Here is a 21611-nt window from a genome sequence, read left to right on the forward strand (position 1 = left end):
AACATCAGAACGAGGTTTTAAACGGTAGCCTCGTTGATCTAACAGGCAGTTTAGTATGCTATTAAATTAGGTACTAGAGAAAGATAGAACTATTTAAGCAGACTAAGTCGTAATATAGTTTGATTATAGTTTCCTTAGGAAGGAGTAATTACGATTGCTTAAGCTTATCTTGCCTGTTGTGATTTCTTTAGTATTGTCACTGATTTATATTATCAAGTTTAATAAAAATCATAAAAGTGTCACTATAATTTCAGTCGGAGCAGTTATTAATATGGTTTGCCTGCTATTGGGTATTGTTTATTTTGTGCTAACTTCGCAAGATGGTTTAGCCGTGGTTGGACAAATGGGTATTTATGCTTTATGTTTTGTCGTTATATTATTAATAAACGTTATTACAGTCATTGCCTTGAAAAAACGTAAAATCTAGAAATAATATGTTCCTTCAGTTGAGTTGAACTAACGCAGAACGAAAGTGGAGGAGTTTGCTATGTGGCAGCTCCTCTTTTCTATTGAAGTAACTGGCAGATTAGCGGAACAAGTGTAAAAAATATTAACTAGGGTTAATTACGCAAAAAAGTGAATTTGCCTTTTTCAATTGTCTATTAAAAAATAGTTATTTTTGTATTGAAATAACTTTAAACTCATTGTGAATTAAGCGTTGGGATGCTAATATATTGCCTTTAAAGTTTTTAGGGAACATAGAAATTATAACATTTTTTGCTTTTGCTAGATTTGTAGCTTCAACTATTACATGTACTTCATAACGGAAAAAATTTGCACATGGAAGTGTGTCTACACTCAGCTGTTTTCCATCCAGTATTCCAGCCCCAAAAGCACCGCGTTTTCGCTTGAAATTATTAAGCGAGAATATACTGACTCTCACTGTCACTGGTTCACGATTATTATTAAACACATTTAGAAATACAGTTCTAGCAATGGGTTGAAGTCTTGGTGGGTCTTACTTGGAACGGGTCGAAGCCCTTATCATTTTCAATTACACAAGATGAATAAACTATACGAGCCATACATTGCACCACCTTAAATAGTAAGTAGTTCATTCTTTATTGGATGAAATTATTACTCTTTGTGCAATGTACATTTATCCTATTTTTCAACTAAACTAACACAGAACGATAGCTTCAAACAAGATCTGGCAGGCTGCCGGTGATAAATTCGGTGGCCTATTCCGCTAACGAGCAGATTACTTCAAACGTTACTATCATAAAGAGCAATTTAAAGTAGGAATTTGATTTCACATAGATGGATTGTTTTTTTGTTAGTACACCAAGGGATCGTCTTACTACAAAAAATAAAAGTAGAAAAGAATACCGCCGCGTTTTTGAAGGCCGTACAGTCGAAAGATTTTGGTAAGGCTGCAGAGTTGTATGGAAGCCCTATCGATCTCGAAAAAATGCGAAAACTCCATGAGGAAGAAGGTTTCCGGTTGCTGAATTACGACAACATTAGGCTGATTATGATGATGGATGCGTCTGTTCCGTACACGCAGACCTAACTTTTAAAGTCAACGGTGAGCGCTTGAATGTATCGGCAGTTGTTTCCGTTAGTACGGGGAATAAGCCGGGTCAAATTTGCGCTATTACACCTTCAGGCACTGAGCGGGGCTCCGTTCCTGTTTTATCAGAATGGAATTTGATTGCCTGTGGGAGCGGCTCATTTTAAGATGGCATATGACAATATGATTAAGCGAGGAACGATAGCTCAATAAAACTCACGAGAAGGTTGCAGACAGCAATGGAACGGTAGCCTTCTCAGCTAACTGGGCAGATTAGTGTAATGGGTTAAAGCAAAAATACGGTAATCTGTATTTAGACATTCAATCATGAGGAGTTAAAATCATGGGAAAAGTTAGTGCTGTAATACAAGATCCATATTTTGAGCAGCCCTCTTGGTTATCAAAAGTTGAATACAGGGAAACCACTTCTCTTTCCAGATTTTCTACGTCGGAAGATGCCGCCCTGTTTTTGACGTTGGCTTGCGGGTATAACAACATAGATGTGGATAGAGAGCCTGCTGAGGTATTAAATGAACTCATAACCATCGATGAAATTGCAATAAGTGGTGGCATAGCCTTTGAGGATAAAAATAAAGTAATACTTCCGAGTTGTTGTTGTGGGTTGAGTTTTGGAGAGACGTGCTTGAAGCGGTCCTAAGCAAAAAGGATGTATGGCTTGGTCATGATCCATTCCCTACTTTGGAATACGTAAATGATTCGGTAAGAGTTTGGTCTGACGATTATTCTGGCACATTTAGAAAAGATTTGTCGGAGCAAGAATTACAGAAAATGTAACGATAGTACAGGAGCTTGCCTCGTGGTAACTCTTCTTTGTTCATTCAAGTAACGGTCAGTAGTATTAGATGTTTTTTGATTTTTCAGAAAACATGTTTACAGAAGTGTGAATACTTGTTAACATAATTCCAATATTTGAAAAGCGATGAAGAGGGAAGTAAATAATTGAATTCTTTCACAGAGAGCTCCGATAGCTGAAATGGAGCAAGAGTTCTTTATCGAAGAAAGCCTCTGAGCAGCACATCGGAACCAAACTTAGGGGATGGTGTGACAGGAGCTCCTGTTACAGAGCTAGAGTATAAGCATTCTTATGTATTGCCGTACTTGAAGAGGCTTATAGGGTAATCTATTTGCGAACCTGGGTGGTACCACGAGGAATACACAATCTCGTCCCTGAGACAAATGTCTTGGGGGTGGGATTTTTTTATTGTATTAAGAAAGTCAACGATCAAATAATTGCTTTTTTTTTTAGGAGGGTGTATATGGACACTTTGGAGAATGTAAGAAAATTTTATGATGAAACCGTAAACTATGAGTGGCGGAGACTTGATCGGCATAAAGTGGAATTTGAGCTTACCAAACGCTACATAAACCGTTACATTAAGCCGTATGACCGTGTATTAGACATTGGTGGTGGACCTGGAAAGTATTCATTATACCTATCGCAGCGCGGCTGTCATGTTACATTAGCGGATCTTTCCCAGAATAACGTAGATTTTGCACTGAAAAAGGCAAATGAGCTTAACCTTCCGCTGAGCGGTCTGCGCGTTGATTGTCGTGATTTATCGGAGATCCAAGATGGACAGTTTGATCATGTCCTTTGCATGGGACCGATGTATCATCTGAAAGAAGAACACGACAGGGTCATTACGATTAATGAATGCTTAAAAAAATTAAAACCTAACGGAATGATTTTCGTAGCCTTTGTTTCTTCTTATTCTTTCGTGTGGGATTATCTGATCGGTAATCCAGGTATGATCTTAAATGAAGAGAGGAGATTACAGCTAAATACCATAGTAAACGATGAGAATTTTTCAGGTCACGGGTTCTCAGATAATTTCTTTATACGTCCTAGCGATGTGCTTCCCTTTTTCCAACAGTTTGAATTGGATAAACTCCATTTACTTAATTGTGAAAGCTTTTTATATTTGCGTGAGCCAGAACTGCTTAGTCAATCACCTGAAGTGGTAGAAGCCTGGCTGGACTTAGCAGAGCAAGTATGTGAGCGAGAGAACTTGCTGAGTTTAGCTGAACATCTGATGTACATTGGAAAGAAACACGGATGGAAACAGGTTCACCCATTGAGCTCCCTCGGAGAACATTAGTTAAACTGTGAAGGGCTACCGCGTGGTACCGCGTGGTAGCCCTTCACTCTGCTAACGGGCAGATTTCGCTAACTGGAGTTGAATGTTCTAATTCCACTCTCAATATTATATAATGAGTAAAAATTCATTCATTAAAAGGAGCGAATTGTTTGCCGCGTAGCAAGGAACAGTATGAAGAAATGCGGAATGCCACTAGGGAAAAAATCCATTCAACTGCGATGCAGTTATTTGTTCATCAAGGTTTCGGCTCGACGAATGTTCAAGATATCGCAGATACAGCTGGCATCAGTATTGGGCTGCTGTATCGTCATTACAAAACGAAGGATCAGTTATTTAACGAATTGGTTTCCTACGCGGTTGAAGGGTTGAAACGTAATATTACTTTCTTTGAATCCGATCAATCCCCTAAAGAGTTAATGGCACAGTTTGTCGATGAAGTCTACATTGACATGATCAATGGGGAGGAACTAGCCCATCTACTGATCCTAATTAATCAATCGCTATTAGCTGGAGCTGCAACAGCCTCAAAACATTATGAAGAGATCCTCCAGGTAAATGCCAGGCTGCTTGATTCTACCGCACAGCTCATTCGCAAGGGTCAGCAGCTTGGGGAATTTTACTCGGGTGATGCGCAGGAAATGACTGCCCTTTTCTATGCATCGATTCAGGGTTTGGCTCAGATGAAAGTATTACTAAAGAGCAACTTTACCATGCCCTCACCATCTATCCTCACCGCATTTCTATTGAAGGAAAGGAAGTGACCATGTCTTGATTAACGTGGTTAGAGCCGATCAAGTTGAATTTGATGTAAGGCGAGGAATATCTGAAATATTCGCAGAGGGATTCACACAGTGGCTTGGGTTTTTCTCTAAGGATCCGAAAAGGATTGCTGCAGCGTTCGCCCATATATTCGTTTTGGACCAATTTTATGTGGCTTTATACAAGGGGCAAGTGGTCGGAATGGCTGCTTGTACAGATGGAACTTCACTTTCGGTTAAACTGGATAAAAAGGAACTTCGCAAACATTTAGGCTTTTATAGAGGCACAATGGCCGGTATTTTCTTGAAAAAAGAATTTGAAACTACCACCGTTCATCCTTCATCTAGTGTAGGCTCCATTGAATTTGTAGGGACGGCCGCCGAATTCAGGGGGCAAGGCGTTGCTTCGCAAATGATTCGTCATATCCTTGAGCATACACCATATGAGGTTCATTTGATTGAGGAAGTCGCCGATACCAATATTCCAGCCATGAAACTCTATTATAAATTAGGTTTTGAAGAATACAAACGCAGGCAAATACCAGTTAATCGGGCAAAGAAAATCGGGATCAATTACCTTGTATCATTGAGATATTCGAAATAATGCGGATTAGAAAAGTGATTAAGTTGACCAACGAATTCATTCTTACTTTACTCCTCTTTGCTACTGCATGTAAGGATATAGGCGCTGTAACTGGAGACAAAATCTATATTGAAGAAGGTTATCAACAGCAACTTGTAAGATTGAACCTGACAGAGGTTGCTGCGCTTCCTTATTTCACAAAACCGTTTATTTGTTTGGCTAAAGATGAGAAAGGGGCGCAATATGCTGTTGTATTTCGTTCTGCTGAAAAAGTGGATACCACGAAGTTGCCAGTTTCCTACGAAAGTATTCTTACCCGAGTGAAAGAGGAAAGACACGGGGATATAATGAAAGAAAATTTACATTTATTCGAAATAAATAATCAGTTAGTTTGGTCGTTTACCGATGGAAAAGGGACTATGTATATGGATCTTAAAGGGGATGTATTAACCGATCCTTTTAAACAATCCTTATAAACATAAATTGCACCGAGGCGTTAATAGAAGATCAACTGGCTTACAAATCCTTATTTCCAAGAGCGTCTAAAGCGCTTAAATTGATTAAACTAACGCAGAACGTTAGCTGAATAAATGATGAAACAGCTGCTGGCTCGCACCAGCAGCTGTTCGACTTAGTATGTTCTCGTCGTGTCGAATGACAAGAAGATTTATCGTTTGCCGAATCAGGACAAGAACATGTATTGTTTTCCGTAGTTGGGAAGTATTTTGACCGAATTACTCTACAGAAGGGAATGGGCGCGAGAAGGTGCTTGACTAAGCGTTCGCTCAGACGGCCGAGCCGGCTACAATCAATCAACATCTTGCTCTTCGCATTAGACGCCAATGCTTCATTCGCTGCACCATCAGATGATTACGCTAATGGGGGTTTTCGCTAACAATTAAACACCCTAACGATCTGATATTTGTAAAAACAGCTACAATTCCTGCGAGCAGCTTTATTTGAGACCTATCTCGGACTTATTCCCAGTATCCCTTACATAAACTAAATTAGGCGTAGGCTTCAGATGTAAAGGAGTGAATAAGGAGTCATGGTATTGAAAATATGGGTTGCTCGTAACAACGATACGCTTCGAATCATCGCAGATCAAAAGCGTGTATCGATTGATGAACTCCTATCACTTAATCCATCCATCGAAAACCCTGATCAGAACATCGCAGGTAAATTGGTAAATCTTCCTGTCTTCTCCGAATCGGACATAAGTCCGGTCACGATTCCTCCGACTTGTCACATACCACCGGAATATATCGAAAATTGGATTCCTTTGACTTCATTGGAAACCATGGCGGATAACGAATATGATGTTCTGATTGTAGGTACAGGTGCCGGAGGAGGAACCATGCTCTGGAGATTGTGCGAACAATGGCGGAATAATGGTAAGCGGATTGGCATTATTGAAAGAGGAAATATTGTCATGCCAACGCATGGCCGCAACATTCCGATGATGAATCGGAAACGTCTTGAACAATATTACCGATACATCTCAAAACCATTGCAGGGCTCCTATCCGGAGTTTATAGGGGCAAGAGAGGTTATTTGCCTTGGGGGAAGGACGGTATTCTGGGATGTAGTTGCTTCTCGTTTGAATTTGCCTCTGCTTCCGGATTGGCCGATCCCGATCCATGAAATGGATACCTATTATAACATTGCCGAGCGGGTCATGAATGTCACCGACGAATATGCCAGAGGGTCTACGTTAACGGAGATATTACTGAATCGTCTGCAGCAAGGCGGTTTTCCAGAATCGAAATATCTGCCGATAGCCGCCGATATTCATCCAACCAAGTTCGGGGAAGTTCATGCGGATGTTTTTTTCAGTTCTTTTTCTCTTCTTGCTAAAGCTTTATTTCTTAGACCTTTCGATTTAGCTATAAACGCCCGTGCCGTTCAAGTGCTGGTCGATCAGGGGAAAGCAGCCGGCGTTAAGGTCATGTCTCCGGATATGAGTTCTTATATTCTTAAAGCAAAAACGATCGTATTGTCGGCGAGTACGTATGAAACTCCGCGTTTGCTGCTTCATTCGGGCATCCAGGGAGGAGCGGTCGGCCATTATTTGACAAATCAAGTTTTTATGCTGGCACCAGGAAAAGTGAGTCGTAGTGATTTCACAGATATTCCGGGAACTCTCGGAATTTTAATTTTTGGAACACCGGATAGGCCCTATCAAATCCGTTTGACGGGACCTAACGGTTATGATTGGTATCCATCATCTCAAGAAAAACCGTTCTTGGAGGAGCTAGACATTCTTCTCCAATGTTTTGGTAGGATTTATCCTCGGTATGAAAACAGGGTCGTACTAAACCCTGACAGAAAAGATGAATACGGAGTACCGGAAATAGAAGTACACTTTTCTTTTAATGAAGCAGAACTAGCCGAAATTCAAAAGATGGTAGCATCTGTAAAGCGGATTTCTTCCGTTGCCGAGATCACCTTGGGTGAAATCTGCCTTGTACCTACCGGAGATTTGCATCACACTTCGGGTACATGCCGTATGGGAGAGGATCCTTCGACCTCAGTCACGGATCTGTACGGTCAAGTTCACGGTATTTCAGGACTCTATGTGGCCGACAACAGTGTTTTACCATTCATCGGGTCTGGAAATCCAACGTTGACCACAGTTGCGCTGGCCATTCGAACGGCAGATCATATCGCCACCCAAGGCAAAGGATATAAGTGAGTTCTTGTCTTTTGAGGATATATGTTCTTGTCCTCCGACAAGAAGAACTATGGGTGGCAAGAACATTATCTCATTAAGTGCCGCGTAAATCGCGGCTTTCTTGTTTTATGGGATAAAGTTCTTGTCATGGACAATTGACAAGAACTTTATCACTTTCCCGACGGATCGCTGCGAGTGGATGTGGAGGATAAACGTAATCGGCGCCGCGGCCTGCTGATTGAGCTAACGGGCAGCTTAGTATGGAAAAGGGCGCAGGAATTTTTGTTGTAAATACAACAAAAATGATGTACTATTTTTTTACGACATTTGAAAAATACAATAGTAGTGGAGTTGCAATTATGAAGGAAATTCTACGTGAGGTTGGAATGATTGCTAGGGCATTGGATTCTATAAGTAATATAGAATTTAAAAAATATGACCTTACAAAAGGACAGTACTTGTACCTCGTGCGAATATGTGAAAATCCAGGAATTATTCAAGAAAAGTTAGCTGAAATGATAAAGATAGACCGAACAACAGCAGCTCGTGCTATAAAGAAACTGGAGATTAATGGATTTATTGAAAAGAATGAAGATCCATATAACCAAAAAATTAAAAAACTATTTCCTACAGAGAAAGGGAAGATTGTTTACCCTTTTATAAAAAGGGAAAACGATTATTCCAATATGGTCGCACTATCTGGATTCTCCGAAAGTGAAGTAGAAACGATTTTTAACCTGCTGCAAAGAGTCAGAAAAAATGTAGAAAAAGACTGGGAGTTTGTAAAAAAGGGAAACAAGAGAAATTATTGATTTAGTAAAAGGAGGACAAATAAAATGACTATAAATATAAAAAAGTGCACATTTGAAGATCTAGAATTACTTCAAGAAATTAGTGTTGAGACATTTAATGAGACATTTAAGAATCAAAATTCAGCTGAAAATATGAAAGCCTACTTGGAAAAAGCATTTAACTTAAAACAATTAGAAAAAGAATTATCAAATATCTCTTCGGAATTCTATTTTATTTATTCTAATGAGGAAATTGCCGGGTATTTAAAGCTAAACACCACTGATGGTCAAACTGAAATAATGGGCAAAGATTCGCTTGAAGTCGAGAGGATTTATATAAGGAAAAAACTTCATAAACAGGGGCTTGGTAAATATCTAATAAATAAAGCTATAGAAATAGCGATAGAACGGAATAAAGAGAAGATCTGGCTAGGGGTTTGGGAAAAAAATGAGAGCGCAATCACCTTTTATAAAAAATTGGACTTTGTTCAAACAGGAGCCCACTCTTTCTATATGGGTGATGAAGAACAAATAGATTTTATAATGACCAAAACGCTCATATAACATTTTCTCTAAAATGATATTCAGATAACGGCGAACGTTAGTTCAGGGATCCAAGAAGCAGATTGCCGCCACAGCAGTTGAATTTTTACAATGGTATGATTGTGACGGTTCCTTTGGTTACTCGTCTGCTTAAAAATCAACCTAGCCTTCAGGAAATTCATGCTGCCCTCACAAATTATTATCAAGGAGAAACGTACGTAAGAGTCATCCCGCTTGATGGTACTAAGGGAATTTCCCAATATGCTCTTGATCCTACACTATGCAACGGAACCAATTATTCTGAGATTTTTGTCCTAGGAATGACGATCAAGTTCTTGTCGCATGCAGACTGGACAACCTCGGGAAGGGTTCATCGGGAGCAGCAATTCAATGTATGAACATAATGTTGGGACTTGATGAGGGATTGGGGCTTATCTCGTAAAACTTGCCGTTACAGACAGCACGAAGAACCGTAGCACTGAGGAAACTACGTCATTACGCTAACGCAGAACGATAGTAAAACGCTAGCGGACAGGAAAGTTCACTTATTTCGCGAATACAACAATGTGATCTGGAAACTAATGTTATATCTAAAAGAATAGGTGAATGAAATGAAATTCGATGTAAAGGATACAAAAGGGAATCTTCCCTGTTCTGTCGAATTCATTGAATCAAGACTCAGTTGAGTCTAGAATGCAGGGGGCGAAGACTTGAATCCGAAATTTAATCATCAAAAATTCGTGGTTAGAAAACAGATCCTTTCTCTAGTTGGCGCTAAAATCGATATTTTCGACATTGATGAAAAGGCAATTCTGTTCTCAAAGATGAAAGCCTTCAAGCTGAAGGAAGACATCCGACTATACGGGGATGAAACAATGCAAGATGAGTTAATAAGCATTCAAGCGCGAAACATCATTGATTTTTCCGCAATCTTCGATGTAGTTGATGTCGAAACCGGGCACAAGATAGGCTCTTTGCGACGCAAAGGGATGAAGTCGATCTTCAAGGATGAATGGGCGCTTTTGAGCCCAAGTGATTCGGAGATCGGATTGATTAAGGAAGATAACGCGCTGCTTGCTCTTTTGCGAAGATTCCTGACGAATTTGATTCCTCAGCATTACATTGTAGAGATGAACGGGACCAAGGTCGCAGAGTTCAAACAAAATTTCAACCCGTTCGTCCAAAAATTAAACCTCGATTTCTCCGCGGACCACAACGACAAGCTTGATCGCCGCTTGGGCCTTGCCGCCGCGGTGCTACTGATTGCCGTCGAGGGCAATCAGGGATAGAAGCGTAAATAAAATCAGTTCATACGTTAGATGGATGTCCTTCTATTACTAATTGAACCAACGAAAAACAATAGCTCAATAGCAGCCTCATCATCATCTGTAAGAGGACATGAACATATAACATAAAGGAATGAAGCAAAATTGGTGCTATCGAGAAACAAGAGCAGTGGTACGGGATGAATATTGCAAAATGCTGACTGAGTGAACAGTCAGCATTTTTTCTTGGCTATTCTGCCTAAAGGAGGTTAGCGCAATAAAATGGTATATTCTTAACAAGATTCACAGCTAATGAAACGAGGGAAAACCATGAGGAAAAAATTGAGGGAAAAATTGGGTTTACTTTGGGCATATAAATACAATGTTTTACAAAACACCGTACACTTAAGTCGTAAAAACATCAAAATGCAAGAGAAATCTTGAAGTCGTAACCGATAGTAGAGTCCCAGCCGGTAAGTAAATATTAGGATATGATAAACTGTCCCTAGTCTATTCGACTTTGGGCAGTTTTTAGTTATTTATCTTTGTGCTCGGTTAAGATTTGCGCTTGTTTTTGTTAAGCCTTATAAAGGTTATAATGACTGCAATCAACATTACTGCAAAGCCGATATTACTTGCAGCTTCTTTAGTTGCCCCCAACATTAGGCATACATTAGCTACGATGTTGTTAACTAAATAGGCAACAGCAATAATCAATAAGGGTCGAATAAAATTATATCTGCGCAATGAAAAAACCTCCGTGTTCTTTTTACAAATTGTAACGCAATTAAGATAAATGTACTAGATATTAATTAATAGATGAGTAGCGCTGCTAAAGATTACCTTGTATGTGGAGCGGCGGCCTCATTGAGGGACGGGCAGGAGAACGCAACGGTTCGTCTCATCAGTAATGTTCTTCATATTTGGTGTATTCGGCATAGATACACTTCGATGTAAAGTTCTGACGTCAAATATATTAATTTAATAAAGGCAATTTGTAATCAGGACATGGATATAAAACCAAAAATTTATCACGATATATTTACGAAGGGGCTGCCGATTGGCAGTCCTTCCTTACGCTAACTGGTAGATAGTTGAAATGATCTCGCGAAATATTTGTGTAAATAAACAAAGTAGAATTTGTAAAATAGTGGGGATGGATATTATGTTGAATCAATCCATTTTGAGGGACGGGTTAGCGATCATCTCTTCATGCAAAAGAAACAGGTGACATTTGGCAGGCTCAACTTGGTGCTGCCGCTATCAGCAGTTATTTTTTCTTTACATCTAATAATCTGATTCTCCGAAATGAGTGTTATCTTCTTTGTACCATTTCGAACAAAGCCGAAACGGTTGTCTTGGGGAATCAGGTTTCGGATACGCCGTGTATTGAGGAGCCGCCGGTTTTGGCGGCTTTTTGGCGTGCACGGAACCGCCGGACCTTCATTAGGTTGCCGCAAACTTTATCGTCGCAGAACCGTTTGGAACGGTTCCGGGTTTCGTCGTAGTAAACCACCAGGCAATCCGGATTTCCGCAAATGCGCAAGCGGGAGGGCTCGCCCTCCGCGAGTATGCGGCCGAAGGAAGCGGCCACCTCCGCTCCGATGCGGAACCAGCCTGCTCGTAAAGGGGTGGATTCCATGCGATAACCCGAATCCGATTCCGCGATTCGCAGAATTATCGGTCCGCCCGACAGCGCCCGGTTCAGCCCCTCGAGATCGGCGGGGTCCGCGGACTCGCTCGCCGTCAACTTTTGAACGATACGAAGCATGTGCCCCCTCAACCGTTTCAGATCATCCAATTCTTCCGCGGACGGAGCGCCCGAATAGGGAAGGTTGTGGATAGCCAGCAATTGTTCCAACCATCCTGGCTTGTCCAGTCGGTCTTCGGAATGACCGCTGCCTCTCCAGTCGTGATAGTCGCTTTTCAGAAAATCGTCCCATAACATCGCTCCTCAACTCCCTTGTTTTAATGTGGAATGTCTCTATTGTAACACCCAAATTATTACTTAGCTAGTGACTTGACGGCCATAGCGGTTCATGATAAAGTGTGATTTGTAACTATTATATTAAATATAGATTGTTACTATTATGGAAGAGGAGTTCGTATGAACTGAGTGAAACCGAAGGGCTACCACGTGGTAACCACGTGGTAGCCCTTCGTTGACTGTCCTATGACTTTAATATAGGTTTCATCAGTCCGGAAGAAATCGTTTGTCTGCTTTAAATAGGGACGAATTCGCTTGTCTAATTCCGGCCCTAACTCATGAACCCATCTGCCGGCGATTCACTTGGCAGTCTAACCATTAGGTTCAATTCAGAAGGGATAATTATTCAGTGGTAATGAGCAAGGCAATGAATTAACATGGAAAAAGAACATTACGCTATAAGCCAGCAGCGAAAAAGCAGCCGATCGTGGCTGCTTTTTCTTTTTCAAGTAAATTTACCATGGAATCGAAAATCGGTGGCGCGTACTTTTCCAATTCAACGTACCCGTCAATACGAGTGCGGCGAAATAGAGTAACAAGGAACAGACGATTGAAGTGATTACGCACCATAACTGCGGCATACCATGGCTGGCAACATAGTTATAGGTCCAGTGTCCGCATATCGCCATCAGCATCATGCAGATTCCAACCTTGACATAAGGACGAATACTCCAATAAAATCCGATCGAGCTTGAGATGGAAAAGAAGTTCAGCAGTGTTTGTATCACAATGCCGATACCGATGCCGTACGCAACGCCAATAATACCAAATTGACTGCCGAACACGAAGATCGAGATAACCTTGAATACGGTGGCTATTACGTAATTCCACAGCGTAGCTTTAGCGCGACCGAGCCCGAGTAGAATCGCATGAAGCGGAGCGTCGAAATAATGTAGGAAAAACATCGGCGCCAATATTTTCAAAAGCAATCCTGCTTCCGGGGCATTATAGACAAGTGTCGTTAATGGAGTTGCCCACTCGTACAGGATAACGGTCGCCGGCGCGCCGATTAGGAGTCCCAAGTTCATAGCCTGATTCATCCGCTCATGTATGAGCAGACTGTTCTTGTTCGCTGCTGCTTCGCCAATCGCAGGAATGAGAGCGGTGGACAAGGACTGCGTGATAAAACTTGGCATGAACAGCATCGGAAACGCATAGCCGGCCAGCAGGCCGAATTGCTTCGTGGCTAACGCCGGGCCGATGCCGGCCAGCGCCAGGCTGGTTGTAATAAGAAGCGGTTGGAAGGTGCTGTATAACGAATGAATGACACCGTGCCCGGTCGTCGGCAGTCCGATCTGCAGCAGCTCGCCGAGTGTGCTTCTTCCTTGTTTCAGGTGACTTGCCCAAGTCTCGCCCGGCATCCTCGATTCACCGTATAGCTTGTAGCATGTCACCAGGAATAGGAGGCTGATCACTTCGCTGACAACAGAGGCGGCCATTGCTCCGGCAGCCGCATAAGCGACGCCGTAAGGCAGCAATAGGTGGACCAGCGCAAGTACACAGGCGATTTGCACCGTATGCTCCAGCACATCGGAAGCGGCAATGGTCTTCATCTGCTGCATGCCGCGGAAATATCCCTTTAATACAGCGGAGACAGCAACGATCGGCGCGATCGGCGTAATCGCCAGCATCGCGTAATAAGCGCGTTGGTCGCTTAGCAGAATGGATGCAATCCACTCAGATCCAAGTAACGATATGGTCGTAAGAGCTACGCTCAAGACGCCCGTGACAGCGAGCGAGACATGCAGGATGCGCCTCACTTTCATCCGTTCGCCGCGAGCGTGGGCCTCTGCGACCAACTTTGAAATTGCCACCGGCAATCCAAGCTCCGTAATCGTAATGACGAGCGGGACGAGCGGATGCGCCATCATCAAGATGCCGATCCCCTCTGCGCCCAGTACGCGAGCGATATACATGCCGCTGATAAAACCGAGAATACGGTTGATGAAAGCAGCGACAGACAAGACCAGCGTACCTCTCATGAACGATTGCCCGTGTTGTGACATGACTAGTGTCCTCCTGTTTATCGAATACTTAAATGTATTCAAAAATTGGAAAAGCATGCGAACAAGCTGGTGTTGATGTCATTTTTAGACATGTGATGGCGCATAGCGGCTTGGTGGCTATTTATTTAATCTCGGCGATAGTATTCTATTGTTTGTTCTTGGCTTGATTCCTTTTTCTTTTTCAGTGTTCGTCGGGCAACCTTATGAAGCAAAGAAAAGTCGTGACGTGGTTATCGATTCATTCCATACAGCTTTGGACAGGGGAATTAATTGCATCGATACGGCACTGACGAACCAATACCTTTATCGTTTTATGAAGCGCGTAGAGCCGGAGTCACTTGAGACGAGCAATCCCCATCAGATAGCCTTGGATTTTGTTCTCTCTAATCCCGACGTTCCGTTGCCATATGTGATATGCGGACCATTAGAGAAGTATTGGATAATGTTAGTGCTGCTGTGGATGAAAAAAAATGGCGCTGGGATTTTATGCTTGACCGCGTTCAAGAAAGGGCTATTCGTATTAGGCTATCCTAGACTGCCGCTGCTTTTATTGAACTGAACACTCAACACGCGTTAAGTACGTGGCAGTATTATTTCATGTCACTATAGTTGACATAAGAACTGACTGGACGTATAATTCAATTAACCGCACAACAATGTGCAGCTAATACTTAAGGCAATGGCGCCTATCCTACACGGATAGGCGTTTTCTGTCTTTTTGGAAGGGTGAATACGATGATGAAACGCTTGAAGAGCATTGTTTTGTTTATCCAATGTCTGCCTGTCGCCTTGAGATGGTATTAAGATTTAGATGTTAGGTTTTGGCGCGTTCTTTTCCTTTGCATAAATATAACAAAAGTCCTATGTCGATATCAGAAGAACTATTGGATTATCTAGGGGAACTTGTTGTATTTATTTCATTACGGAGGACTGAACATACCTATGGTTAAAACAACGTTTAGAAAACATCTTTACTTAATCATGTCTCTAGCTATTGCTACAGGGTGTCTGTTCGGGAATTCCTACATTCCTAGAGCATTCGCAGAGGAAACGATTTTCCCAACAAGATACTCAGGGGAAACCACAATCTCAGGACAAAATATGGTTTGGCTGGACAATAACCAAATCACAGTACAGCACATTGTTACTGGTGAAAAGCAGCAAATCACAACCATACCAGAGCATAAGAGAAGTGCTTCCATCGGCGGTACACTTGTAGTGTGGCTGGAAAAAGCCGATTCCCAATTCGATTTCAATGTTTATGCCTATGATCTGAGTACAGGAGACGAGAAAAAGCTTACAGACACACCTGGACCACTCTCAGCTCCAAGCACTGTTGGCGAGTTTATCGTTTGGGAAACGGGAGGCAGCCTATTCGCCTATGAATGGGCTACGGGTACCATATCGACTATTGGGTCAGGTAAAGAACCAATTGTTGACAACGGCAATGTGCTTTTTAAATCTGGAGGAAAATTAAATCTGTATGATCTTAAGTCGGGCGTTATAAAGCTAGAGACCGCTCCTCCAGGGGGCTATACTTTCAATAGTTTTGTTGAGTTTAAAGGGAATACAGCTCTATATTATGTATCAAAAACGGATAAAGGAAGACAATTAGCGTTATTGCAGCTAGGTGGGACTTCGCCCAAAATTCAGTACTTAACACCGTTTAACAACAGTACGTGCGTTTATGCCCAATCAGCGGTAGGCGATAATTATGTTGCGTGGGTGAATGAAGACAAGAATGGCATTCATCAACTTATGGGAGCTCGAATAGACGACGGTACGACCATGCAATTGACACAGTCCGGGGAGCAATTGATACCCGCGTTGCCAATTGCATTTATTGGCGACACGCTCATTTGGCTTGATGGGGTAACCATGAAGGCGATGCCGCTACAGATTAAAAAATCTGTGGACGGACCAACGAACTTCAAACCAGATCCCCCTCCTTCACCTGTGCCAGTTGCTATAAATAGACCTGAATTCCCAGAATTGGATAAATCATTGGCACCTTTAGCCCCACTCGGATAGACAAATCTATGAAGGAATGATGATAAACGGTGTGCCGGAAGGAACCGGCAAGCTGATGGATTACTATGGGAAGATTACGTTTGAAGGGCAATTTAAAGACGGTAAGCCTATAGGAAACTAACCATTTTTACAACTATTAAAGTATTTGATCTCTTGGGGGTCAAATACTTTTTTTATCATCACCAGAAATGGAGAATGTTTCTCCATTTCTGGTGAATTAACGAAAGATTTCTCGAAAAACTGGAGGGAACCAACCGAGTCACCTCGTCCGTTTCTGATATCCTACTACCAGTTCTGCCGCTCACGAAGTTTCGTGATTTGCGCGATATGGTGAAGATTGTGCCACGAAAAAAACGAAAGGGCGCGTCCAGCGTCTAAATGCCGTTTTCTGGGTGCCGGTAGGTGCGGGAGAAATCGGCCTCAGGGGGTAGAGCGAAGCAGGTACACTAAACGGCGGTTCAACTGCTCGATTAGCGCAATCGATACATCGACCGGGAATAGACTGTACGCTTGCGGTACTGACTCGGATTAAATGCTTGCCTTTTAGATACATTGGAGTTAATATGGATTCGTAAAGTCGTTAATGGAGGTGCTGAATGAAATGAAATATTCTCAGGCGACCGACTATGCGCTTCATGTGATGCTCTATCTGGTAACAGCGGCGCCCGATAAGCCTGTTGGCATTCAATTACTTGCTGAGAAGCTGGGCGTTTCGCAGACCTATCTGTCCAAGATGATGACCAAGCTTGTTAAGGCCGGTTTGATTCAGTCCGCACCCGGCGCAAACGGTGGGTACCGCCTCAGACGGAAGCAGGAAGATATCTCCTTTCTGGATATCATCCATGCGATCGAAGGGACCGCATCCTTGTTCGAATGCAGCCTGGATCACGGAAACGAATGTCTGATCCAGCAGGTTGTGATCGACGCCGAGCGACAGATGGAGCAGTATCTGGAGAACAAGAAAATAGCGGATTTGGCGAAATTAATTAAGACGGAGTGATGATCCGTTCTTTTTTCGAAGTCATTAACGATATAATAAATCTATTATATCTCTAATATAATATTGAAAAGCGTAAGGGGAAATCAGGGTGACTTTATTTACATTCAATTCCGAAATGGCTCTTGCATACGAGAAAAATACTCGAATCTCGATTCCCACATATGATACGTTATTCGCGATGGTTCAATCTTACTATCGAGCACAATTAGGCGGAAATGAACTTTCCGCATGGGGACCGTCTAACCCGAAATGGACGTTCACGGGAGTCGACACTTCTGAAGAGATGCTTAAGATTGCTAAAAATAAAACAGTTCAACTAGGCTTGGAAAGCCGCGTCAAACTCATCCAGGGAACGATTGACGACCTGCCGTTTCCAGACTCGAGGTTCGATGCTGCAAGTTGTATCTTGGTTCTTCACTTCATTGACGATGACCAAGAGAAGTTGAAGCTGCTCGGAACCATCAAGGATAATATGAAACCGGGAGCTCCATTCGTACTCGTTAGCGCGTACGGAGACCCCGATGATGCCGAGCTTCAAGCCAGATTAAACGTATGGAAAAGTTTTTGGTTGGATGCCGGCCGCGAATTATCCAAAGTGGACGAGTTGGTAAACAGAGGCATTATGAAAATTTCTTTCATTCCTGAAAATCAAATCGAGCGGCTATTGGCAGAATCCGGATTTACGAATATAACCCGGTTTTATTCTACTGGACTTTTTGCGGGATGGATTTGCCATGCGGAATGATTTATCGCAGATAACAATCGGTGAGTTAACCCTGATTCATTGCACTAACGAGGAACGATAGTTGAATGAGACCTATAAATACATTGGAAAGTGGATGGTTCGTTTTTTTTCGTCGGTCTGAGATCTGCTGCGAAGTCTTTTCCCCGTACCGAAACAAAACAATCAGCGGTTGCTCCGTGTCATATATACAAGCAAGCGATATGTACTGAACGTATAAATATACCGTAGGGAAAAATGACTGAAGGGAATGAGTCAACATGAGCGAAGTAGGTTATGGACGTTCAAGCGCATTTGTCCTGGTTCTTTTTATTCTTTTAGTAATCATCACATCAGCTTTTGCAATTTAATACTTCTTAATCCAACGATAAAAGACGGGAGCCAATAATGGCCGCCGTCTTTATTGTTTGCTTAGAATTTACTTACTTAATTAATAGAAAAACGGGAACCCGAAAAACGGTAAGGCAAACAAAAACGCAAGTGCTGCGAATGGAAAGAAGAATCTTTCAAAACCGTAACCAGGTAAAAAAGCTGAAGTTTTTACTTGCTTGGCTTTTTTGGTGGACTGTTTTTTGACGGACTTATTATTATTCAAAGCGTATGTCCCAACTTCACCCCGTTGTCCAAGATAGCCGTTAATAATCAATCGATCGCCATCAATTCCCTCAATAGTCCCATAATAATGCGTTCCATCATGTAAGACTGCGCAAATTGGTCTTCCTACGAAAGGCATTACAGTTGCCTCGCAAATCGGATATATTCTCTCCACCTGCTCTTTTACCTCCTTCAAGATAAAATCTAGTTTTATCATATGTCAGTGGTTATTAGGTGATTGGATATATGACCTTTTCAATACAGCCCAATTTCATACTCATTTCAACTTCAAGTTATACCGGAACTGAATGACCCCACAATGCATACCCTAGCATCAGACTGTAATATAAGTTGGGTGAATGCTAATGGTAAACATTGAAAATGAAATGAATTTTGGGCGACCTGAGGCAATTGGGAATATTGGAACGGTATGGCCACCTGGAATAACTGGTCTCAAAATAAACAATCAAAGTCCACATCCAGGAATGCAATTATTTGGCCCTATTCTCGGATTTTCTTATGCACCCTACCCTATGGTTACACCAATGTATCTTGGCTTTCCGTACAGTTATGTCTTTGGATATCCCATAATTCCGTACAGAACAGGTTTTGTTATGTTTTAAGAATCATGTGATTCATCTTACAATAAGTTTGCGCTTTGGCTCGGCGGTTGACTCCCAGAGGCATACGTCCAAGCAAGCACTATGTACCGAACGTATAAATATACATTTCATTTAAAAGGATGAGTGAGCAGGGAATGAAAATTTTACAGCAGCGTAAAAAAAAACACGGACGCGTGAAAGTAGGACAAAAGGCCATTCCTGCATCATCAACCTCTATCTCTTCGCAAGTAAAAGACATCTTAGGAACACCGGTAGGTGTAGTGCTCAAGAATGGTTCTCTATATTACGGAGTTCTAAACGAAATACAAGGCGACCAAGTCATTCTTCAAGGCTTCAAAGGAAATCGGAAGCTCCCCCGAAGTAAAGCCAAAGCCAAAGCACAAATATCCAATTTAGGAGGTTTAGGAGGCTTGCTTGGCGGAGGCGGATTAGCAAGCATGCTTGGCCTTCTTGGCGGTGGGGGTTCTGGGGGATTTTTTGGAGGAGGCTCTGGCGGATTACTGGGTGGCCTTGGTAAAGGTGGTGCTGCAACAGGTACTGCTGGAGCTGGAGGTTTCTTGGGCAACATGGGCAGCTCTTTTAAGCTAGGGATGGGAGTAATCTCTTTTATCATGCCATTGATGAAAAATTTTTCGTTTTGAGGGAGTAGACTTCAGTACGCAATATGACCCAGAGGCAGTAACGGTTTTGCTGAAAGTTGGGGCACAAAAGAGCAAGTAAAGTAAGGGAAAGTCATGTTTCCTGTATAACCAGTAAGAAACCTCAATAGGCAAAAAAGACACCTGAGAAGGTGTCTTTTTTTATGCGGGAACGGGGTGAACCCCTACTGCTTCCCCTTTCCCTGCAATTCGTTTAAATATTCGTCCAATCGATCGAAGCGTTCCTCCCACATGCGGCGGTAAGATTCCAACCAGGTGTTCATTTCAATGAAGGGCTGGGCTCGAAGCTTATAGATACGCCGATTGGCGCTAGGCTGTACTTCAACAAACCCCGCGTCGCTTAGGACGCGGAGATGTTTGGAAACTTGTGGCTGCTGGAGGCTGAGGCGTTCGGCGATTTCCCCTACGGTGAGGGGACCGCCCCGCAGGAGTTCGACGATGTGCAATCGGTTGGGCTCTGCTAGTGCGCTCCAGGTTGTTGTGATCAAGCCCATGTTCATGCGCTCCTTCCTTCAACATATACCGGGCAAGGGAGTGGAGTTCTTTTATGCCGCTAAGCCGGGTGGCTGACTTAATGATGCAGCTCTTTGTTTCCTATGATAACACACATAAGACCCGCCGATGACAATAAATCCGATGATGAAAACCGCCAATCCGCCGACAGGATCGCCCACCGCGATACCTGAATACATCGCACCCACAAGGTCAAATGTAAACCCGGCGTAAGCCCATTCCTTAATTCTCGGAAAGCCAGGAATCAGTATCGCTAGAATACCTAGTAATTTGGCCACACCCAGAAAGGGCAGGAGGTAAGAGGGATAGCCTAAATGAGCAAATAAGGCAACCGCTTCCGGTGCATAGAGGATATCCGGGATAGCACCAACGCCCATCAAGACTACCAACAAAGCTGTGAAAATCCAATACATAACTTTCGTTTTTTTCATAAATTTATTACTCCCTTCAATTTATAAGTTGATTTTAGTCTTTACATAGTGGCCAGTTGTTCCTCGAGACGATTAAGTGTCGATTTAGCGCCTTCGATAGCCCCGTATTCCTTGACCACTTTTTCAAGCTCAGCGGCTGATTTGAATCGCATCGTCATGGTGAGCTCTGTCGTCGTATTAGCTTGCTCGGCAAACGTGACCGTCACTTGAAATTGATCGTCCTCATCACCGTCGCCATGGGAGTATACAAGCTGCTCTGGGCTTACTATCTTGTGGTAGGTGATTTTATTATCATAATCGACGCCATCCGGACCGTGCATAACGTAACGCCATACACCGCCTGGTCTAATATCGATTTCTTGAACGGTATTCGTAAAGCCCTTGGGTCCCCACCATTTCGGCAAATGCTCCGGATCTGTCCAAGCCTTGAAAACCAGTTCCCGCGGCGCATGAAAGATACGGGTGATACGGAGCTCTTGACCTGCAATGGACGTGAGCGTGTTGTTCGTTTCCTGAGCGTTATTCATATTATCATCCTCCAAATTGTATTGTTCTTGTTTTCTTGTTTTGAATATACCACAACAGGAATATTCCTGTAAAGGAATACTTATAAATTATTTTCGTTATCTTGCTGTTACATTCGAGAATGCGTACAAAAGCTTATTTTCGGGGTTATACTGTTCGCAGAGGGATAAACATCGACAAATTACCATTCGGGGCATTAACCGGCTATCGCGGAAGCATGGAAATGAAAAAGAAGCTATTGGAACTTGAAGGT

Annotated in this window: 24 protein-coding genes, 1 pseudogene and 1 other annotated feature; of the genes and pseudogenes, 18 read left to right on the top strand and 7 right to left on the bottom strand. The window is 42.5% G+C overall.

Features of this window, described 5'->3' with window-relative positions:
* Positions 1-154 precede the first annotated feature (154 nt).
* From QFZ78_RS28235 to QFZ78_RS28285, 11 genes are all read left to right on the top strand, one after another.
* Positions 155-427, top strand: coding sequence for a hypothetical protein (locus QFZ78_RS28235; protein ID WP_307552460.1), 273 nt, complete (start codon positions 155-157; stop codon positions 425-427).
* An 846-nt stretch (positions 428-1273) separates the two neighbouring features.
* Positions 1274-1513: a hypothetical protein gene (locus QFZ78_RS28240; RefSeq protein WP_307552463.1), complete on the top strand. Its 240-nt coding sequence runs from the start codon at positions 1274-1276 to the stop codon at positions 1511-1513.
* Between the two features lie 343 nt (positions 1514-1856).
* Positions 1857-2171 carry a hypothetical protein gene (locus tag QFZ78_RS28245; protein WP_307552465.1) on the top strand — a complete coding sequence of 105 codons (315 nt, stop codon included), beginning with the start codon at positions 1857-1859 and terminating at the stop codon, positions 2169-2171.
* A 273-nt stretch (positions 2172-2444) separates the two neighbouring features.
* Positions 2445-2706 (top strand) — a binding site (T-box leader).
* An 84-nt stretch (positions 2707-2790) separates the two neighbouring features.
* On the top strand, positions 2791-3633 hold the full coding sequence (locus QFZ78_RS28250; protein WP_307552466.1) for a class I SAM-dependent methyltransferase: 843 nt from the start codon (positions 2791-2793) through the stop codon (positions 3631-3633).
* A gap of 149 nt (positions 3634-3782) precedes the next feature.
* A complete protein-coding gene (locus QFZ78_RS28255) occupies positions 3783-4394 on the top strand; it encodes a TetR/AcrR family transcriptional regulator (RefSeq protein ID WP_307552469.1) in 612 nt (203 codons plus the stop codon).
* Positions 4395-4401: 7 nt separating this feature from the next.
* Positions 4402-4995, top strand: coding sequence for a GNAT family N-acetyltransferase (locus tag QFZ78_RS28260; protein ID WP_307552471.1), 594 nt, complete (start codon positions 4402-4404; stop codon positions 4993-4995).
* Between the two features lie 14 nt (positions 4996-5009).
* Positions 5010-5450: a hypothetical protein gene (locus tag QFZ78_RS28265; protein ID WP_307552472.1), complete on the top strand. Its 441-nt coding sequence runs from the start codon at positions 5010-5012 to the stop codon at positions 5448-5450.
* 572 nt (positions 5451-6022) lie between these two features.
* Positions 6023-7669 carry a GMC oxidoreductase gene (locus QFZ78_RS28270; protein WP_373461075.1) on the top strand — a complete coding sequence of 549 codons (1647 nt, stop codon included), beginning with the start codon at positions 6023-6025 and terminating at the stop codon, positions 7667-7669.
* A gap of 338 nt (positions 7670-8007) precedes the next feature.
* Positions 8008-8460 (top strand): MarR family winged helix-turn-helix transcriptional regulator, encoded by a 453-nt coding sequence (locus QFZ78_RS28275; protein ID WP_307555935.1) that lies wholly within the window; start codon positions 8008-8010, stop codon positions 8458-8460.
* A gap of 24 nt (positions 8461-8484) precedes the next feature.
* Positions 8485-9003 carry a spermidine/spermine N(1)-acetyltransferase gene (gene paiA, locus QFZ78_RS28280; protein ID WP_307552475.1) on the top strand — a complete coding sequence of 173 codons (519 nt, stop codon included), beginning with the start codon at positions 8485-8487 and terminating at the stop codon, positions 9001-9003.
* Between the two features lie 689 nt (positions 9004-9692).
* Positions 9693-10271 (top strand): LURP-one-related family protein, encoded by a 579-nt coding sequence (locus QFZ78_RS28285; RefSeq protein WP_307552476.1) that lies wholly within the window; start codon positions 9693-9695, stop codon positions 10269-10271.
* A 1342-nt stretch (positions 10272-11613) separates the two neighbouring features.
* Here QFZ78_RS28285 and QFZ78_RS28290 read toward each other — a convergent pair.
* The 3 genes and pseudogenes from QFZ78_RS28290 to spoVB all read right to left on the bottom strand — a co-directional run bounded on the left by QFZ78_RS28290 (position 11614) and on the right by spoVB (position 14240).
* Positions 11614-12195 carry a CGNR zinc finger domain-containing protein gene (locus QFZ78_RS28290; protein ID WP_307552477.1) on the bottom strand — a complete coding sequence of 194 codons (582 nt, stop codon included), beginning with the start codon at positions 12193-12195 and terminating at the stop codon, positions 11614-11616.
* A 194-nt stretch (positions 12196-12389) separates the two neighbouring features.
* Positions 12390-12524 (bottom strand): annotated as a pseudogene (locus tag QFZ78_RS28295) (IS6 family transposase); the annotation flags it as partial.
* A gap of 165 nt (positions 12525-12689) precedes the next feature.
* A complete protein-coding gene (gene spoVB, locus QFZ78_RS28300) occupies positions 12690-14240 on the bottom strand; it encodes a stage V sporulation protein B (protein WP_307552478.1) in 1551 nt (516 codons plus the stop codon).
* Positions 14241-14388: 148 nt separating this feature from the next.
* Between spoVB and QFZ78_RS28305 the strand changes: the two genes are divergently transcribed.
* The 5 genes from QFZ78_RS28305 (at position 14389) to QFZ78_RS28325 (ending at position 18363) form a co-directional block, all read left to right on the top strand.
* Positions 14389-14799, top strand: coding sequence for a hypothetical protein (locus QFZ78_RS28305; RefSeq protein ID WP_307552480.1), 411 nt, complete (start codon positions 14389-14391; stop codon positions 14797-14799).
* 383 nt (positions 14800-15182) lie between these two features.
* Entirely contained in the window at positions 15183-16271 is a 1089-nt protein-coding gene (locus QFZ78_RS28310) for a TolB-like translocation protein (RefSeq protein ID WP_307552482.1), read from the top strand.
* A gap of 601 nt (positions 16272-16872) precedes the next feature.
* Complete coding sequence (locus tag QFZ78_RS28315) at positions 16873-17271, top strand: RrF2 family transcriptional regulator (RefSeq protein WP_307552484.1); 399 nt, start codon at positions 16873-16875, stop codon at positions 17269-17271.
* A gap of 88 nt (positions 17272-17359) precedes the next feature.
* A complete protein-coding gene (locus QFZ78_RS28320) occupies positions 17360-18016 on the top strand; it encodes a class I SAM-dependent methyltransferase (RefSeq protein ID WP_307552487.1) in 657 nt (218 codons plus the stop codon).
* Positions 18017-18273: 257 nt separating this feature from the next.
* Positions 18274-18363 carry a YjcZ family sporulation protein gene (locus QFZ78_RS28325; RefSeq protein WP_307552488.1) on the top strand — a complete coding sequence of 30 codons (90 nt, stop codon included), beginning with the start codon at positions 18274-18276 and terminating at the stop codon, positions 18361-18363.
* 80 nt (positions 18364-18443) lie between these two features.
* On the opposite strand, the gene QFZ78_RS28330 is transcribed toward QFZ78_RS28325, so the two are convergent.
* Positions 18444-18782 carry a hypothetical protein gene (locus QFZ78_RS28330; RefSeq protein ID WP_307552490.1) on the bottom strand — a complete coding sequence of 113 codons (339 nt, stop codon included), beginning with the start codon at positions 18780-18782 and terminating at the stop codon, positions 18444-18446.
* 190 nt (positions 18783-18972) lie between these two features.
* On the opposite strand from QFZ78_RS28330, the gene QFZ78_RS28335 reads away from it, so the two are divergent.
* Both QFZ78_RS28335 and QFZ78_RS28340 read left to right on the top strand, forming a co-directional pair.
* Positions 18973-19230, top strand: coding sequence for a hypothetical protein (locus QFZ78_RS28335; RefSeq protein WP_307552492.1), 258 nt, complete (start codon positions 18973-18975; stop codon positions 19228-19230).
* Between the two features lie 134 nt (positions 19231-19364).
* Positions 19365-19871 (top strand): hypothetical protein, encoded by a 507-nt coding sequence (locus QFZ78_RS28340; RefSeq protein WP_307552494.1) that lies wholly within the window; start codon positions 19365-19367, stop codon positions 19869-19871.
* 182 nt (positions 19872-20053) lie between these two features.
* On the opposite strand, the gene QFZ78_RS28345 is transcribed toward QFZ78_RS28340, so the two are convergent.
* The 3 genes from QFZ78_RS28345 to QFZ78_RS28355 are packed head-to-tail and all read right to left on the bottom strand — an operon-like array spanning position 20054 to position 21360.
* Positions 20054-20383 carry an ArsR/SmtB family transcription factor gene (locus QFZ78_RS28345; protein WP_307552497.1) on the bottom strand — a complete coding sequence of 110 codons (330 nt, stop codon included), beginning with the start codon at positions 20381-20383 and terminating at the stop codon, positions 20054-20056.
* A 51-nt stretch (positions 20384-20434) separates the two neighbouring features.
* Complete coding sequence (locus tag QFZ78_RS28350) at positions 20435-20833, bottom strand: DoxX family protein (RefSeq protein WP_307552499.1); 399 nt, start codon at positions 20831-20833, stop codon at positions 20435-20437.
* Positions 20834-20874: 41 nt separating this feature from the next.
* The gene (locus tag QFZ78_RS28355; RefSeq protein WP_307552501.1) at positions 20875-21360 is read right to left on the bottom strand and encodes an SRPBCC family protein; all 486 of its coding nucleotides are present in this window, start codon (positions 21358-21360) and stop codon (positions 20875-20877) included.
* Positions 21361-21611 lie beyond the last annotated feature (251 nt).

The organism is Paenibacillus sp. V4I5 (assembly GCF_030817255.1).
Lineage (GTDB): Bacteria > Bacillota > Bacilli > Paenibacillales > NBRC-103111 > Paenibacillus_E.

Bases quoted from the DNA above. Each gene is read 5' to 3' on its own strand.
- QFZ78_RS28340 (WP_307552494.1), top strand. From the start codon at position 19,365: ATGAAAATTTTACAGCAGCGTAAAAAAAAACACGGACGCGTGAAAGTA.
- QFZ78_RS28290 (WP_307552477.1), bottom strand. From the start codon at position 12,195: ATGTTATGGGACGATTTTCTGAAAAGCGACTATCACGACTGGAGAGGC.
- spoVB (WP_307552478.1), bottom strand. From the start codon at position 14,240: ATGTCACAACACGGGCAATCGTTCATGAGAGGTACGCTGGTCTTGTCT.
- QFZ78_RS28310 (WP_307552482.1), top strand. From the start codon at position 15,183: ATGGTTAAAACAACGTTTAGAAAACATCTTTACTTAATCATGTCTCTA.
- QFZ78_RS28250 (WP_307552466.1), top strand. From the start codon at position 2,791: ATGGACACTTTGGAGAATGTAAGAAAATTTTATGATGAAACCGTAAAC.
- paiA (WP_307552475.1), top strand. From the start codon at position 8,485: ATGACTATAAATATAAAAAAGTGCACATTTGAAGATCTAGAATTACTT.
- QFZ78_RS28350 (WP_307552499.1), bottom strand. From the start codon at position 20,833: ATGAAAAAAACGAAAGTTATGTATTGGATTTTCACAGCTTTGTTGGTA.
- QFZ78_RS28270 (WP_373461075.1), top strand. From the start codon at position 6,023: ATGGTATTGAAAATATGGGTTGCTCGTAACAACGATACGCTTCGAATC.
- QFZ78_RS28335 (WP_307552492.1), top strand. From the start codon at position 18,973: ATGGTAAACATTGAAAATGAAATGAATTTTGGGCGACCTGAGGCAATT.
- QFZ78_RS28355 (WP_307552501.1), bottom strand. From the start codon at position 21,360: ATGAATAACGCTCAGGAAACGAACAACACGCTCACGTCCATTGCAGGT.
- QFZ78_RS28275 (WP_307555935.1), top strand. From the start codon at position 8,008: ATGAAGGAAATTCTACGTGAGGTTGGAATGATTGCTAGGGCATTGGAT.
- QFZ78_RS28325 (WP_307552488.1), top strand. From the start codon at position 18,274: ATGAGCGAAGTAGGTTATGGACGTTCAAGCGCATTTGTCCTGGTTCTT.
- QFZ78_RS28245 (WP_307552465.1), top strand. From the start codon at position 1,857: ATGGGAAAAGTTAGTGCTGTAATACAAGATCCATATTTTGAGCAGCCC.
- QFZ78_RS28315 (WP_307552484.1), top strand. From the start codon at position 16,873: ATGAAATATTCTCAGGCGACCGACTATGCGCTTCATGTGATGCTCTAT.
- QFZ78_RS28345 (WP_307552497.1), bottom strand. From the start codon at position 20,383: ATGGGCTTGATCACAACAACCTGGAGCGCACTAGCAGAGCCCAACCGA.